The sequence below is a fragment of the Pseudomonas sp. PME37.24/025 genome (assembly GCF_055556615.1).
On the sequence record NZ_JBVHNK010000015.1, the window covers coordinates 147,340 to 162,795 of the forward strand.

Below are 15,456 nucleotides of genomic sequence, written 5' to 3' on the forward strand. Positions count from 1 at the left end.
TCGCTGTAAAGGACTGTTTTTAAAATATTTCCGGCTTCGAGTTATAACCGTTATACCGGTTGGTGCTTAGCCGTAGGCCCGGGAATGAGAAATGTCGGGCAATAAAAAGCCCCGCTTTTCAGCAGGGCTTTTGAGGTTTTCAGCCTTTCTGGCGTCTCAGGCAACCAGTGCCTGGCGAGTACGCTCGATCACAGCCTGCAGCGGTTCTGCGCTGGAGTATTGATCAGGGTACAGGCGTTCGCTGTGACGAGCGATGCCGTGTTCGTTGACCAGAGTGAAGCTGAAGCAGCCTTTGCGAGCGGCCATGATAAGGCAGTTCATTGGAGCAAAAGCGTTGGTTAGGGTGCGAATGGCATCCTGAGTGTGGATTTGAGTGGACATAGTTGGTGTTCCTACAAGCGACACGGATAAGAACCGTGCAAAGTTAAAACGTTCCAGTGACGACGACCACCATTGGTCGAACGAAGAACCCGACTGGAACAAAGCAGCCAGTTTGAAGCGCTGATAAATTGGCGCGCTTGGGCTGGCAGGTAGGTACTTAGGAGGGCAGGCAACACATCAAGGGCAAAGGTTCTGGGCCCGGGGTGAAGATCCTGATCAATTTGCAGGCTGGTTCGGTCAGAGTAAGTGAGCTTGGCAACACCCTTTGCTTTCGATTCAAAGGCTGTGTTGGTGCAAGATTTACCTGGAAACCATCGAGGTGGTCGATCCCGTTTTGTCGGTGGAGGCTTCTCTCAGAGAAGGCTGACCGGGGGATTTGTTCGACCAGAATTGACTTTCAGCTTGGTACTAACGCCGCGGATACTAACGGATTGAAATGCCAAAGGGAAGTCTGTTCGCAAAAAAGATCGCTGGAGTGCCTGCCGACAAGTCCCGGCTGAGCGATGGGAAGAGCCACCTGCAAACCCAGCGCCCCGAAATAGCCCGGAACCCGACCGTTGATCCGAGAAGACGATCGAGCCAGGATCAATCGTTGCGCGGGTTGCCCAGGTTTATTCCCAGACTTTACGGAAAAACGCGCCGAAAAAGCGCATCGATATAACCGCCTCTAAGGTACTTGTGCACATAAGTTGCGCGGACTGTCATCTCACTGTCATCCATGCTTCAACGAGAGTGGGTGCCTGCAACGAAAATTTAAGTCAATGAAAAACATCGCTTTTTTTTACTGGTGAAAAAATCGTCAGTTTGACTGCGAGCCCCATTCCACAGGGCTTTGCGCGAGTTCAAAGGCGGTTGTCCACTGAGTTATCCACAGCTTCTGTGGATTGTCCCAAGCGCTTGCTCTAGGACGGGCGTGCAGGCTTTTTTCGGCTTTACCTGTACGAAAAAAAGAGTAGAGTGGCGCGCCTTCCGATCTGCCCCACAGTGCTTTATGAAGTTTCGCTCAGTATCAATCTCTGCTGCCTCAACACCCGCCAGTGTTACCCCACCCAAGCGCTTTTCGATGCGCGTGGCCGAGTGGCTGCTGGACAGCCCGCGCCTGGGCGAAAACTCCAACGTCAAACACTTCGCCGGACGCTTGCTCAAGCAGCCTGCCCGTGAAGGCGTGGTGGCCGCGCAAAGCCGTCTCGGCCAGCTGATGTGCCGCGAATGCGGTAACGCCCGGGATCGCCGAATTGGCCAGGAACTGTTGCGTCAGGCCGCGCGTGCGGGCGACCGACGCGCGCAACAGGAACTCGGTCTGACCGAAGACTGAGCTGTCCAAGACCTGACGCCTTGGTTAACCTTCACGCTTTAACTAATCGGCAGGAGTAGCTATGGCGATGGACTTGACCAGCGCATTGCTGGGTCTGGCGGGCGCTGCACTGCCGTTACTGGTACTGGCCTGGCAACTTCAGCGTCGGGCGAGTGCGGGGCAGGCCGAGCTGGCGTTGCTGGAAGAGCGTCTTGCCATCGCCCAGCTGACGCAGGACGGCTTGAATGCTCAGCTTGACACCTGCCGTGATGAAATCGCCGACCTGAGCCAGGCCAACTCCGCCAAGCAGGCCGATCTGGCCGCCGTGCGCCGTGAAGTCGAACTGCTGCAGATCGAACGCGACGACGCCCGCGACGCGGCCCACGCCTGGAACATCGAACGCGCCGGCAAAGAGGCTGAGTTGCGTCGTCTCGACGCTCAGGCCGCTTCCCTTAACGCCGAGCTGCGTGAGCAGCAGGAAAGCCATCAGCAGCGCCTCAACGACCTGCAAGGCTCCCGAGATGAGCTGCGCGCGCAATTCGCCGAGTTGGCGGGCAAGATCTTCGACGAGCGTGAGCAGCGCTTTGCCGAAACCAGTCAGCAACGTTTGGGGCAATTGCTCGATCCGTTGAAGGAACGTATCCAGTCGTTCGAAAAACGCGTTGAAGAAAGCTATCAGGCTGAAGCTCGCGAGCGTTTTTCCTTGGCCAAGGAGCTGGAGCGGCTGCAACAACTGAACCTGCGCCTGAGCGACGAAGCCACTAACCTGACGCGGGCCTTGAAAGGGCAGAAAACCCAGGGCAACTGGGGCGAGCTGATTCTCGAGCGAGTGCTCGAGCATGCGGGCCTGGAGAAGGGGCGTGAGTACCAGACCCAAGTCAATCTCAAGGGGCCGGACGGTGAGCGTTTCCAGCCGGATGTGATTATTTACCTGCCCGGCGACAAGCAGGTCGTGGTCGATTCCAAGGTCAGCCTCACGGCCTATCAGCAATATGTGGCGGCCGAGGACGATGCCATCGGCCAGATCGCCATCAAGCAGCATGTGCTGTCCCTGCGCAGTCACGTCAAAGGCTTGGCCGGCAAGGACTACAAGCGGCTCGACGGTTTGCACAGCCTGGATTTCGTTTTGCTTTTCGTCCCGATCGAAGCGGCGTTTTCTGCGGCGTTGCAGGCTGAGCCAACGCTTTTTCAGGAGGCATTCGACCGCAATATCGTGATCGTCAGCCCAACCACGTTGCTGGCCACTTTGCGGGTCATCGACAGCCTGTGGAAGCAGGAGCGCCAGAGCCAGAACGCCCGGGAAATCGCCGAGCGCGCCGGTTGGCTGTACGACAAGTTCGTGTTGTTTATTCAGGATCTGGATGAAGTCGGCAATCGCCTGCAGCAACTGGACAAGGCCTACAGCTCTGCACGCAATAAGCTGACAGAAGGCCGCGGCAACCTGGTAAGTCGCAGCGAGCAGCTCAAGTTACTTGGGGCGCGGGCCAGCAAAAGCTTGCCGGCGGAGCTGCTGGAGCGGGCGATGACGGATGTCGATGGTTTGGCCGAACTTCCCGAGTAAGCCTCTGGTTTCCGATGACATTTGTGGCGAGGGAACTTTGTGGCGAGGGAGCTTGCTCCCGTTGGGCTGCGCAGCAGCCCCCGTTTCCCGTAAGGCAATCCGCGTTGCGTGTTTTGCGACTGCTTCGCAGTCGAGCGGGAGCAAGCTCCCTCGCCACAGGTTCTGGGCTAGCCAGACGCATTTATTACAACGGCAAATGCCGACTCAACAACGCCCGCAACGCCGCCGGTTTCACCGGTTTGGCCAGGTAATCCAGGCCCGCGGCATGCACTTGGGCAACCGTCTCCGGCCGTCCATCGGCACTGATCACCACCCCCGGCACCGGTTCGCCCAGTTGCGTGCGCAACCACGCCATCAATTCGGTCCCTGTCTCGCCATCGTCCAGGTGGTAATCCACCAGTGCCAATTGCGGACGCATTCCATCACCGAGCAACGCCGCGCATTCATCACGGTTGCGCGCGGTCCAGACCTGGCAACCCCAGCGTGTCAGCAAACTGTTCATGCCAATCAAAATGCTGTCTTCGTTATCGATACACAGCACCTGCGCGCCGCTGAGCAAATGGCCATTGAGTTCGGCAGCCTTGGCCGGCGCCGCGGTCTGTGCCCGAGCCAGCGGTACGCTGACACTGAACACGCTGCCGCGACCCGGCCAGGAGCGCACGCGCAAGGTATGACCCAGCACACGACACAGCCCATCGGCAATCGCCAGGCCCAGGCCCAGACCTTTCTCGGCCCGGGTCTGGTGGCTGTCGAGGCGTTTGAACTCTTCGAAAATCACCTGCAGTTTGTCTTCCGGAATGCCCGGTCCACGGTCCCAGACCTCCAGGCACAATTCGCCGTTGCGCCGCCGGACGCCGAGCAGCACCGGCCCTTTGGCGTAGCGGAAGGCATTGGTCAGGAAGTTCTGCAAAATCCGCCGAAGCAGTTTGATGTCGCTGTCGACCCGTAACGCGCTGCCCCTGACGCGGAATTTAAGTCCCTGTTCCTGGGCCAGTGCCTTGAACTCGGCGCCCAGCGTATGGAACAACTCATTGAGCTCGAAGGGTTTGCGATCAGGGTTGATCTTGCCGTTTTCCAGGCGGGAAATGTCCAGCAGGTCGCTGATCAGGTCCTCGGCCGAGCGCAGTGAACTGTCCAGGTGATGAACCAGTTTCTGCGCCTCACTGGATAAACTGTCTTCCTGATGGGAGAGGGCGGCAGAGAACAATCGCGCCGCATTTAGCGGTTGCATCAAGTCATGGCTGACGGCTGCCAGGAAACGGGTTTTCGACTGGTTGGCTGATTCTGCAGTGCCCTTGGCTTCGGTCAGGGCAACGTTGAGTTGCGACAGCTCGTGAGTCCGTTCGATGACCCGTTGTTCGAGACCTTCATTGGCTTCTGTCAGCGCTTGCTCGGCCTCGCGGAACGCGGTGATGTCGGTGAAACTCATGACGAAACCGCCGCCGGGCATCGGGTTACCGATCAGTTCGATCACTCGACCATTGGGGAACAACCGTTCGGAGGTATGGGCCCGGCCCTGACGCATCCAGTGCAAACGACGGGCGACGTGCACTTCCGCTTCGCCGGGGCCGCACAGACCGCGCTCGGCGTTGTAGCGAATGATGTCGGCTATCGGCCGGCCAACGCTGATCAAGCCGTCGGGGTAGTTGAATAACTCAAGGTAGCGCCGGTTCCAGGCCACCAGTTTCAGCGACTGGTCGACCACGCTGATGCCCTGGGTGATGTTCTCGATGGCGCCTTGCAGCAGGGCGCGGTTGAACTGCAGCACTTCTGAAGTTTCGTCGGCGATCCGCACGACATCCTCGAGCTGCATTTCCCGACCTTCGATGGCGGCTTTTACCACTGCCCGGGTTGAAGATGCACCGAGTACACCGGCCAGCAAGCGTTCGGTATGGGCGATCCATTCCCCGTCCGCATTCTGGTTCGGGTTGAAGCCTTTGCCCTGACGGTAGGCGAAACGGATGAAACTCTGACGAGCCCGCTCTTCGCCGACAAAACGGGCGGCCAGTTGCAGCAAGTCGTTGATCTGTACCGCCAGCATCGAACGGGCGCTCGGGCGGGCGCTGATTTCCTGGCCGATGAAGCGGCCGGCCTGCCAATGCTCCGAAACCCGCGTGCGTGACAGTAGCGAGACCCAGGCGAACAAGGTGAAGTTGCCCGCCAGGGACAGCACCACGCCTTGAGTCAGCGGTGTGATCGGCAGGTTCAACGGGTTGCCTTGCAACCAGGCCAGGCCCGGAAAACTGCTCAGGGGCAAGCCGAGACTGTTGGCGGCGATCGGCAGCACCAGGGTGTAGAACCAGAGGAACGTCCCGGCGGCCAGCCCCGCAAACACCCCGCGGCGGTTAGCCTGTTTCCAGTACAGCGCGCCAAGCATGGCCGGGGCCAGTTGGGTTACGGCAGCGAAGGCGATCTGGCCGATGGTTGCCAGGCTTGCGGTCGAACCCAGCAGTCGATAACTGACATAGGCCAACAGCAGAATGACCACAATGCTCACCCGACGCACCGACAGCATCCACTGGCGGAACACTTCGAACGGCCGCTCGGCGTTGTTACGCCGCAGCAACCACGGCAGCAACATGTCGTTGGAAAGCATCGTCGACAGCGCCACGCTGGCCACGATCACCATACCGGTCGCCGCGGAAGCGCCGCCGATAAACGCCAGCATCGCCAGGGCAGGGTGAGATTGGGCCAGGGGCAGGCTGATGACGAATGAGTCCGGCAGCACCGAACTGGGCAGCATCATCTGACCGGCCAGTGCGATTGGCACGACAAACAATGCCGCCAGCGCCAGATAGGCCGGGAACACCCACTTGGCCAAACGCAGGTCCTGGGGCTCGATGTTTTCCACCACGGTCACATGGAACTGCCGGGGCAGACAGATGATTGCCATCATCGCCACACCGGTTTGCACCACCATGGACGGCCAGTTGATGGTTTCTTTCCAGTACGCTTCGAGGCGCGGGGCGAGCATGGCCTGGTCGAACAGGTCGTCGAAACCGTCGTACAGGCCGTAGGTCACGAACGCGCCGACGGCGAGAAAAGCGAACAGCTTGACCAGCGACTCAAAGGCAATCGCCAGCACCATGCCGCGGTGGTGCTCCGTGGCGTCGAGGTTGCGGGTACCGAAAACGATGGTGAACAGCGCCAGTACCAAGGAGACGATCAGCGCCGTGTCCTGCGCGCGCGTGCCCATGGCGTCGGCACCGGCGCCGATCAGCAGGTTCACGCCGAGCACGATGCCCTTGAGCTGCAAGGCGATGTACGGCAGCACCCCGACCAGACAGATCAGCGCCACCACCACCGCCAGCGACTGGGATTTGCCGTAGCGGGCGGCGATGAAGTCAGCGATGGAGGTGATGTTCTCCTGTTTGCTGATCATCACCATTTTTTGCAGGACCCACGGCGCGCACACCAGCAGCAGGATCGGCCCGAGGTAGATCGGCAGGAATGACCAGAGTTGTTCGGCCGCCTGGCCCACGGCACCAAAGAATGTCCAACTGGTGCAATAAACGGCCAGCGACAGGCTGTACACCCACGCACGCACCCGTGGCGGCAACGGCGCGCTGCGCCGATCACCGTAAAAGGCGATAGCGAACAGGATGGCCATATAGGCCAGGGCGACGGTGGCGATCAGCCCGATGGACAGCGACATGGGAACTCCAGACAAAAGACATCCGGGACTCCGCCCGGTCAGGACAGTCTCGCATGACCGCTTGAGTTAGTCAGTGTCGACCAAGGTCGTGGCGTGGTGGGGTGTCGCAGGTTGGGAGTCAGTTGGATTTTTGGTGTGCTTTCGGGCCTCTTCGCGGGCAAGCCCGCTCCCACTCACCGCTCTCACCCTCAGTCTAATTCCTGCCCAAGACACAAGCGGGCTTGCTCGCGAAGGCGGCGTTACTGACTCAACGCAATATCGATCAACCGATGCAACTCTCCAACCTCCAGCGCCTGAGCGGCAAACAGGATGCGAAACACCGTCGGCGCCACCACCATATTGATCAGCCGGTCGACACTCGGCTGCGGCTGGTCGGGATAGCGATTCAGAATCGTCTGCAACTGCCCGCCAATGATCGTTACGCAATAGCCGGGTGTGGCGCTGGATTGCACGTCGCGCATCATGTTGCGCCCGGGCTCGGAACTCATCTCGTCCAGATACTGCTCGGCCCAGGCCCGCACGTCACCGCGCAGGCTGCCGGTGTTCGCCGGTTCGCTGTCGGGGCGCATGCGGGCGAGGGCGACGTCGGCCAGTAGCGCCGACAGATCACCCCAGCGCCGGTAAATGGTCGACGGCGTCACCCCGGCCCGGGCAGCGATTTGCGGCACGGTCACGCTCGCGCGATCCTGTTCTTCGAGGAGCGCGCGGACTGCCGAATGAATCGACTCTTGCACCCTGGCGCTGCGGCCACCAGGACGTAAACCTTCTTTAATAGCCATACGGCGGACCTTAACACAAAGAATTTGCTTTAAGCGTTTGTCAGTAGCACACTCCGCAAAAGCAAAAAGTTAGCTTTTGCGGAGTGTGCTTATGTCCCGTCTAACGTCAAACCGTTCCAGCCTGTGGTTTCTGGCGATCACCTTACTCAGTTTTCTCGCCGCTTCCACCGCGCCAACGCCGTTGTATCACTTGTATCAGGAACACCTGCAGTTCTCGGCGGCGACCCTGACCCTGATTTTCGGCGTCTACGCCCTCAGCTTGCTGGCGGCGTTGCTCACGGTCGGTTCGCTTTCGGACTATCTGGGGCGCAAACCGGTGATTTTCACCGCCGTATTGCTGAACATGCTGGCGATGTTGCTGTTCATCAACGCCGACAGCGTCGCCTGGCTGATCAGTGCGCGGGTCCTGCAGGGTTTTGCCACGGGCATGGCCACCGCCGTTTTAAGTGCGGCGCTGCTGGACACCGACCGTCAGCAAGGGCCGATGGTCAACAGTGTTGCGCCGTTGTTGGGCATGGCGCTGGGTGCCATGGGCTGCGGTTTATTGGTCGAGTTCGCGCCGCTGCCGCTGCAATTGATCTATTGGGTGCTGTTCGCGCTGTTTGTGATGCAAGCGCTGTACGTCTGGCGCCTGCCGGAAAGCGTCACCCGACAACCGGGCGCATGGGCCTCGTTGCGCCCGAGCCTGCATGTGCCGATTCAGGCGCGACGTATGCTGTGGCGGGTGATGCCGATAGATCTGGCGGTGTGGGCGCTTGGTGGTTTTTTCGCTTCCCTGGCGCCGTCTCTGGTGCGGACCGCCACCGGGTCCACGTCGAATCTGATTGGCGGGGCGACGGTGGCCGTGTTGACGGTGACCGGCGCCTTGATGATCTACACCTTGCGCAATCGGCCGGCCGACAAAGTCTTGCTGTTGGGCGCCGGCCTGCTGCCTGCAGGCGTTGCGCTGATTCTGCTGGCGGTACACAGCGCCAGCCTGCCGTTGTTTTTCCTTGGCACCCTGGTGGCGGGCGGCGGTTTTGGCGCGGGCTTCCTGGGTGCCTTGCGTAGCATCGTTCCGTTGGCTTTGCCTCATGAGCGGGCGGGTTTGATGTCGGCGTTTTATGTGCTCAGTTACCTGGCTTTCTGCTTGCCGTCGTTGCTGGCTGGCAGTCTGACGCGGACCTTTGGGCTGGTGGCAACCACCGATGGTTATGGCGCGGTGCTGATCATTCTGTCGCTTGGTGCGCTGGTCGGGTTGATGCGTGAGCAGACTGTCAAAGCCTGTGGCGTCGATGTTCGATGACCGTTAGCCTTGGCACCGTCATTCATTTCGACGGACCGACCCATGAAGATCATCCGCAGCAAATCCTTCACCGGTGACCGCGCCTGGGCGGCGCTGGATATCGCCAGCATGAACGGCATCACCACCCGTTTGCACTGGACCGATCAGCCCTATAAATGGCACATCAACGACGGTCAGGAAGTGTTCGTGGTGCTCGATGGGCAGGTGCAGATGCGTTATCGCGAAGAAGGCCTGGAAAAAGAAACGCTACTCGAGATCGGCGATATCTTTTATGCCTCGGTGGGCACCGAGCATGTGGCTCATCCACTGGGTGTGGCTAGGATATTGGTGATCGAGACCGAAGGCAGCATTTGATGCAATATCGGTAAAGCAGATAACGGTTAGAGATATTACCCGTTATATCGATATTCGATTCGGATCTACCATGAGCTCCACCTCACGAGAGGACAGGAGTTCACCATGACCTGCACCCATAGCGTTAAACCCGGTATCAAACCACTCAGTCATTTGCAGCACCCACGAGAGGCCATCCGCCAATTCACTCCCAACTGGTTCGCGGCGACCATGGGCACGGGTGTATTGGCGCTGGCGCTTGCGCAATTGCCGGTGTCGAATCCCGGTCTGCATGCGTTTGCCGAAGGACTGTGGCTATTCAACATTGCTTTGTTTGTGGTGTTCACGGCCATGTACGCCGCCCGTTGGGTCATGTTCTTCGACGAGGCGCGACGGATTTTCGGCCATTCCACGGTTTCGATGTTTTTCGGCACCATTCCCATGGGCCTTGCGACCATCATCAATGGCTTTCTGTTGTTCGGTTTGCCGCGCTGGGGCGACGGTGTGATTCATCTCGCCGAAGTGCTGTGGTGGCTGGACGTAGCGATGTCGCTGGCCTGCGGCGTATTGATTCCCTACATGATGTTCACCCGTCAGGAGCACAGCATCGACCAGATGACTGCCGTCTGGTTGTTGCCAGTGGTGGCGGCGGAAGTGGCGGCTGCCAGCGGTGGCTTGCTGGCGCCGCACTTGGCCGATGCTCATTCACAACTGGTGGTGTTGGTGACCAGCTACGTGCTCTGGGCCTTTTCCCTACCGGTCGCGTTCAGCATTCTGACCATCCTGTTGCTGCGCATGGCGTTGCATAAATTGCCCCATGAAAACATGGCTGCCTCGAGCTGGCTGGCCCTCGGTCCCATCGGTACCGGCGCATTGGGCATGTTGCTGTTGGGCGCCGACGCGCCGGCGATTTTCACCGCCAACGGTTTGCCGGGTATCGGTGAAATTGCTGCGGGGCTTGGCTTGGTGGCCGGCATCACGCTGTGGGGCTTCGGGCTCTGGTGGATGCTGATAGCGCTGTTGATCACCGTGCGTTACTTGCGCGCCGGTATTCCGTTCAACCTCGGCTGGTGGGGCTTCACTTTCCCGCTGGGTGTTTATTCCCTGGCTACGCTGAAACTGGCCAGCACCTTGAACCTGACGTTTTTCAGTGTCTTTGGTTGCGTGTTGGTGGCAATGCTGGCGGTGATGTGGCTGCTTGTCGCCAAACGGACGGTGCAGGGTGCGTGGCGAGGTGAGCTATTTGTCTCGCCGTGCATTGCAGGATTAAAGAAATAACCTGCCAAGATTAGGTAGTCTGTGGCCTGGATCGACGTTCGACATTCCAATAACAGTACCCACGCCACTCTCTACCTAACATCAGGGACACATGGAAGATGAGTCACCCCTCGCAGTTCACCTTGCTTCGCACTCGGCGCTTCCTGCCGTTTTTTGTCACGCAGTCCCTCGGGGCCTTCAATGACAACATCTTCAAGCAATCGCTGATCCTTGCCATTTTGTACAGGCTGACCATCGAGGGTGACCGTTCGATCTGGGTCAACTTGTGTGCGTTGCTGTTTATCTTGCCGTTTTTCCTGTTCTCGGCGCTGGCCGGGCAATTCGGGGAAAAGTTCGCCAAGGACGCGCTGATCCGTCTGATCAAGCTCGGGGAAATCGTCATCATGACGGTGGGAGCGGTCGGTTTCATGTTCGATCACCTGTCGCTGATGCTGGTCGCGCTGTTTGCCATGGGCACCCATTCGGCGCTGTTCGGGCCGGTGAAGTACTCGATACTGCCGCAGGCCTTGCGCGAAGAGGAGCTGGTGGGCGGCAACGGTCTGGTGGAAATGGGTACCTTCCTGGCGATTCTCGCCGGGACGATTGGTGCCGGGATCATGATGTCCACCAGCAACTATGCGCCGGTGGTGTCCACGGCGATCATCGGTATTGCGGTGCTCGGTTACCTGGCCAGCCGCAGCATTCCCCGGGCCGCAGCGGCATCGCCGGAAATGCGTTTGAACTGGAACATTTTCAGCCAATCCTGGGCCACCTTGAAGCTGGGCCTTGGGCAAACGCCCGCGGTATCGCGTTCGATCGTCGGCAACTCATGGTTCTGGTTTGTCGGGGCGATTTATCTGACGCAAATCCCGGCGTATGCCAAGGAATGGATGCACGGCGACGAGACCGTGGTGACGCTGATTCTTACGGTGTTCTCGGTCGGTATCGCACTGGGTTCGATGCTCTGCGAGAAGCTCTCCGGGCGCAAAGTCGAGATCGGTCTGGTGCCGTTCGGTTCATTCGGTCTGACGGTGTTTGGCTTGCTGTTGTGGTGGCATTCCGGCGGAATCCCAGACAGCGTTGCTGGCCATGGCTGGATCGAAGTCCTTGGGTTCGGTCACGCCTGGCTGGTGTTGATCGATATTCTGGGGCTTGGGATCTTCGGCGGTTTCTACATCGTGCCGCTGTATGCGCTGATCCAGTCGCGCACTGTCGAGAACGAGCGTGCGCGGGTGATTGCCGCCAACAACATTCTTAACGCCCTGTTCATGGTGGTCTCGGCGATTGTATCGATCGTCTTGCTGAGCCTCGCCAAGCTGTCGATCCCGCAGCTGTTTTTGGTGGTGTCGTTGCTGAACATCGGCGTCAATGCATACATCTTCAAAATCGTCCCCGAGTTCAGCATGCGCTTCATGATCTGGCTGCTCGGCCATTCCATGTACCGCGTCGAGCATCGCAACCTGGAACTGATTCCCGATGAAGGCGCAGCACTGCTGGTTTGCAATCATGTGTCGTTCGTCGACGCGTTGCTGATTGGCGGCGCAGTGCGTCGGCCGATTCGCTTTGTGATGTATTACAAAATCTACAACTTGCCGGTGCTGAACTTCATCTTCCGTACGGCGGGGACGATTCCGATTGCCGGGCGTCAGGAAGACATTCAGATTTACGAAAAAGCCTTCACCCGCATCGCCCAATACCTGAAGGATGGTGAGTTGGTGTGCATTTTCCCTGAAGGCAAGTTGACCGCCGATGGCGAGATCAATGAATTCAAGGGCGGGCTGACGCGGATTCTCGAAGAAACGCCGGTGCCGGTGATTCCGCTGGCGTTGCAGGGTTTGTGGGGGAGTTTCTTCAGCCGTGATCCGGACAAGGGCGTGTTTCGCAGGCTGTGGTCGCGGGTGACCCTGGTGGCGGGGCCGGCGGTGGCCGTTGAAGTGGCTGAGCCGGCGACATTGCAAGGGTTGGTGGGGGAATTGCGTGGGGCCGTTAGATAGTCGGTGATCGGGCGGGCCTCATCGCGGGCAAGCCCGGCTCCCACAGGTTCTGTGTTGTGCCACATATTGTGGACACACCATCAATCCCTGTGGGCGCCGGGCTTGCCCGCGATGGCTTCAGAGGCCTAAGCGCTAACCTTGAGCCCAATCAACCCGGCAATGATCAACGCCACACTGGCCAGCCGAAACAGCGCCATGGATTCACCAAATAAAATGATCCCGGCGATCACCGTGCCCACCGCACCCACGCCAGTCCAGATCGCATAGGCTGTGCCCAGTGGCAATTCCTTCATGGCAAGGCCCAGCAGGCCAAGGCTGATCGCCATGGCGGCAATGGTCAGTGCGGTAGGAAGAGGGCGGCTGAAACCGTCGGTGTATTTCAGGCCGACGGCCCAGCCGACTTCGAACAGGCCAGCGAAAAACAGAATGATCCAGGACATCAAAGACCTCCATCAATGGATGGGGTCGTCCCCGGAATAATCACTCGATCGAGCCGCGAGGTCGTCCCCGCGTTGCGTAATAGAGTGCCCATCATTAATCCGAGGATCAAGTTTGCGGCTTAATCGGCCGCCTGCTGAGCAGCGACTTGCCGATCTTCTTTCTCGCTCATACGACGGAAATACGTCGAGAGCAGCGCCCCGGAAATGTTGTGCCAGACGCTGAACAACGCGCTTGGCACCGCCGCCAGCGGCGAGAAGTGCGCACTGGCCAGCGCCGCGCCCAGGCCGGAGTTCTGCATGCCGACTTCCAGTGCCAGGGATTTGCGCTGGGCCAGCGGCAGGTTGAACAGGCGCCCGGTGAAATAACCCAGCAAGTAGCCGAAGCTGTTGTGCAACATCACCACGGCCATGATCAGCAGGCCGGATTCGGCAATCTTCGCCTGGCTGGCAGCCACCACGGCAGTGACGATGAGCACGATGCTCACCACCGACACCAGTGGCAACACGTCTACGGCGTGACGCACCCGATCACCGAGCACGCGCTGGGCAACTACGCCGAGTACGATCGGCAGCAGCACGACTTGCAGGATCGACCAGAACAGCTCCATGAACGACACCGGCAACCAGGCCGAGGCCAGCAACCAGATCAGCGCCGGTGTCAACAGCGGAGCGAGGAGGGTAGTGACGGCGGCAATGGCCACCGACAACGCCAGATCGCCGCGCGCCAGCCAGGTCATCACGTTCGACGAGGTGCCGCTTGGGCAGCAGCCGACCAGAATCACACCGACGGCGATCTCTGGCGGCAGGTGGAAAACCTGGCAGAGCAACCACGCCACACCGGGCATGATCACGAAATGGGCGACCACGCCCAAAGCCACACGCCATGGATGACGAGCGACTTCGGCGAAGTCTTCGAGCTTGAGGGTCAGGCCCATGCCGAACATCACCAACCCCAGCAGCGGCACGATGGCGCCTTTCAAGCCGATGAACCAGACTGGCTGCAGAAACGCCACAACGGCGAAAATCAGTACCCAGTAGGCGAAGGTGTTGCCGACAAAACGACTCAATGCAGCCAGTGCGCGCATGGCCTGATCCTTGTTATTAAGTAGCACCACAAAACCAATGTGGGAGCGAGCCTGCTCGCGATGAGGGACTGACATTCAACAATGATGTTGACTGAAACTCCGCTATCGCGAGCAGGCTCGCTCCCACAGGGACAATCATTTGCCTTTAAATGCCTTGCGGAGTCTCTTCACCACCCAACGCTTCAACCATCGCCGGCAGGAAGTCGCCGAAGGTCAGCATCATCAGGGTGAAGCTGGCATCCAGTTGGCCCAGGGCTTCGTCGCCACCGTCCTGTTCTGCCTGATCTTGCAGCAGGTCTTCGAACTTCAGGCGCTTGACCACCATTTTGTCGTCAAGTACGAACGACAGTTTGTCCTGCCAGGCCAACGACAATTGAGTGACCACTTTGCCGGTGCTCAGGTGTAGCTGGATTTCTTCGCTGGTCAGGTCCTGACGCTTGCAGCGCACGATGCCGCCGTCTTCGTGGGTGTCGCGCAGTTCGCACTCGTCCAGCACGAAGAAATCATCCGCGGCTTTCTGGGTGGTGACCCATTCGGTCATGGTGGCGGTCGGCGACATCTTCACCGTCAGCGGACGCACCGGCAGCGAGCCGATCACTTCGCGCAGGGTAGACAGCAGGTCTTCGGCACGTTTCGGGCTTGCCGAGTTAACCAGGATCAGGCCCTGTTTCGGCGCGATGGCGGCGAAGGTCGACGAGCGACGAATAAAGGCGCGGGGCAGGAAGGCCTGGATGATTTCATCCTTGATCTGATCGCGTTCCTTTTTGTAGACCTTGCGCATTTGTTCGGCTTCGATCTCTTCGACCTTTTCCTTCACCGCGTCGCGTACGACGCTGCCCGGCAGAATGCGCTCTTCCTTACGGGCGGCGATCAGCAGGAAGTCGCCGCTGATGTGCACCAGCGGCGCGTCTTCGCCCTTGCCGAATGGCGCGACGAAACCGTAGGTGGTCAACTCCTGGCTTGCACATGGACGCGCCAGTTTGGTGGCCAGTGCAGTTTCCAACGCCTCGGCATCAAAAGGCAGATCTTGGGTCAGGCGATAGATAAGCAGGTTTTTGAACCACATGGGGTGAGTCTCTCCTTTATACAAAGGGGGGCATTATTGTCCTCCGTGTGCCATAGGCCAACCCTTCTCTAAGCCTTTGGAAGGCCTGAGAAAATTAATTAAAAAAGTGCTTGCCAGAGGTTGGGTCGCTCCGTAGAATGCGCGCCACACCGAAAGTGAAGGGTGATTAGCTCAGCTGGGAGAGCGTCTGCCTTACAAGCAGAATGTCGGCGGTTCGATCCCGTCATCACCCACCATTCGCTTTAGTGTTACGCGCAGCGGTAGTTCAGTCGGTTAGAATACCGGCCTGTCACGCCGGGGGTCGCGGGTTCGAGTCCCGTCCGCTG

At 59.2% G+C, this 15,456-nt stretch carries 12 protein-coding genes and 1 tRNA gene; 7 read left to right on the forward strand and 6 right to left on the reverse strand.

Going from position 1 to position 15,456, the window contains the following annotated elements; genetic code table 11:
• Positions 1 to 156: 156 nt before the first annotated feature.
• Positions 157 to 381 carry a hypothetical protein gene (locus tag ACZ3HH_RS25275; protein WP_007898912.1) on the reverse strand — a complete coding sequence of 75 codons (225 nt, stop codon included), beginning with the start codon at positions 379 to 381 and terminating at the stop codon, positions 157 to 159.
• A gap of 991 nt (positions 382 to 1,372) precedes the next feature.
• On the opposite strand from ACZ3HH_RS25275, the gene ACZ3HH_RS25280 reads away from it, so the two are divergent.
• Positions 1,373 to 1,696: a sel1 repeat family protein gene (locus ACZ3HH_RS25280; RefSeq protein WP_465808728.1), complete on the forward strand. Its 324-nt coding sequence runs from the start codon at positions 1,373 to 1,375 to the stop codon at positions 1,694 to 1,696.
• 175 nt (positions 1,697 to 1,871) lie between these two features.
• Positions 1,872 to 3,236 (forward strand): DNA recombination protein RmuC, encoded by a 1,365-nt coding sequence (locus ACZ3HH_RS25285; protein WP_465808748.1) that lies wholly within the window; start codon positions 1,872 to 1,874, stop codon positions 3,234 to 3,236.
• A 184-nt stretch (positions 3,237 to 3,420) separates the two neighbouring features.
• On the opposite strand, the gene ACZ3HH_RS25290 is transcribed toward ACZ3HH_RS25285, so the two are convergent.
• Both ACZ3HH_RS25290 and ACZ3HH_RS25295 read right to left on the reverse strand, forming a co-directional pair.
• Positions 3,421 to 6,891 (reverse strand): hybrid sensor histidine kinase/response regulator, encoded by a 3,471-nt coding sequence (locus ACZ3HH_RS25290; RefSeq protein ID WP_465808731.1) that lies wholly within the window; start codon positions 6,889 to 6,891, stop codon positions 3,421 to 3,423.
• 239 nt (positions 6,892 to 7,130) lie between these two features.
• Entirely contained in the window at positions 7,131 to 7,670 is a 540-nt protein-coding gene (locus ACZ3HH_RS25295) for a TetR/AcrR family transcriptional regulator (protein ID WP_465808733.1), read from the reverse strand.
• A gap of 91 nt (positions 7,671 to 7,761) precedes the next feature.
• On the opposite strand from ACZ3HH_RS25295, the gene ACZ3HH_RS25300 reads away from it, so the two are divergent.
• The 4 genes from ACZ3HH_RS25300 (at position 7,762) to ACZ3HH_RS25315 (ending at position 12,539) form a co-directional block, all read left to right on the forward strand.
• Positions 7,762 to 8,955: an MFS transporter gene (locus ACZ3HH_RS25300; RefSeq protein ID WP_465808735.1), complete on the forward strand. Its 1,194-nt coding sequence runs from the start codon at positions 7,762 to 7,764 to the stop codon at positions 8,953 to 8,955.
• Between the two features lie 42 nt (positions 8,956 to 8,997).
• Positions 8,998 to 9,309 (forward strand): cupin domain-containing protein, encoded by a 312-nt coding sequence (locus ACZ3HH_RS25305; RefSeq protein ID WP_465808737.1) that lies wholly within the window; start codon positions 8,998 to 9,000, stop codon positions 9,307 to 9,309.
• A gap of 105 nt (positions 9,310 to 9,414) precedes the next feature.
• Positions 9,415 to 10,566: a TDT family transporter gene (locus ACZ3HH_RS25310; protein ID WP_465808739.1), complete on the forward strand. Its 1,152-nt coding sequence runs from the start codon at positions 9,415 to 9,417 to the stop codon at positions 10,564 to 10,566.
• A 98-nt stretch (positions 10,567 to 10,664) separates the two neighbouring features.
• Complete coding sequence (locus ACZ3HH_RS25315) at positions 10,665 to 12,539, forward strand: MFS transporter (RefSeq protein ID WP_465808741.1); 1,875 nt, start codon at positions 10,665 to 10,667, stop codon at positions 12,537 to 12,539.
• Positions 12,540 to 12,664: 125 nt separating this feature from the next.
• Here the strand turns inward: ACZ3HH_RS25315 and sugE are convergent, their stop codons facing one another.
• The 3 genes from sugE to rdgC all read right to left on the reverse strand — a co-directional run bounded on the left by sugE (position 12,665) and on the right by rdgC (position 15,130).
• Entirely contained in the window at positions 12,665 to 12,979 is a 315-nt protein-coding gene (gene sugE / locus ACZ3HH_RS25320; protein WP_402811266.1) for a quaternary ammonium compound efflux SMR transporter SugE, read from the reverse strand.
• 119 nt (positions 12,980 to 13,098) lie between these two features.
• Complete coding sequence (locus ACZ3HH_RS25325; RefSeq protein WP_465808744.1) at positions 13,099 to 14,064, reverse strand: bile acid:sodium symporter family protein; 966 nt, start codon at positions 14,062 to 14,064, stop codon at positions 13,099 to 13,101.
• A 145-nt stretch (positions 14,065 to 14,209) separates the two neighbouring features.
• Positions 14,210 to 15,130, reverse strand: coding sequence for a recombination-associated protein RdgC (gene rdgC, locus ACZ3HH_RS25330; RefSeq protein ID WP_007898901.1), 921 nt, complete (start codon positions 15,128 to 15,130; stop codon positions 14,210 to 14,212).
• Positions 15,131 to 15,290: 160 nt separating this feature from the next.
• Between rdgC and ACZ3HH_RS25335 the strand changes: the two genes are divergently transcribed.
• Positions 15,291 to 15,366 (forward strand) — tRNA-Val (locus ACZ3HH_RS25335).
• Positions 15,367 to 15,456: the final 90 nt, after the last annotated feature.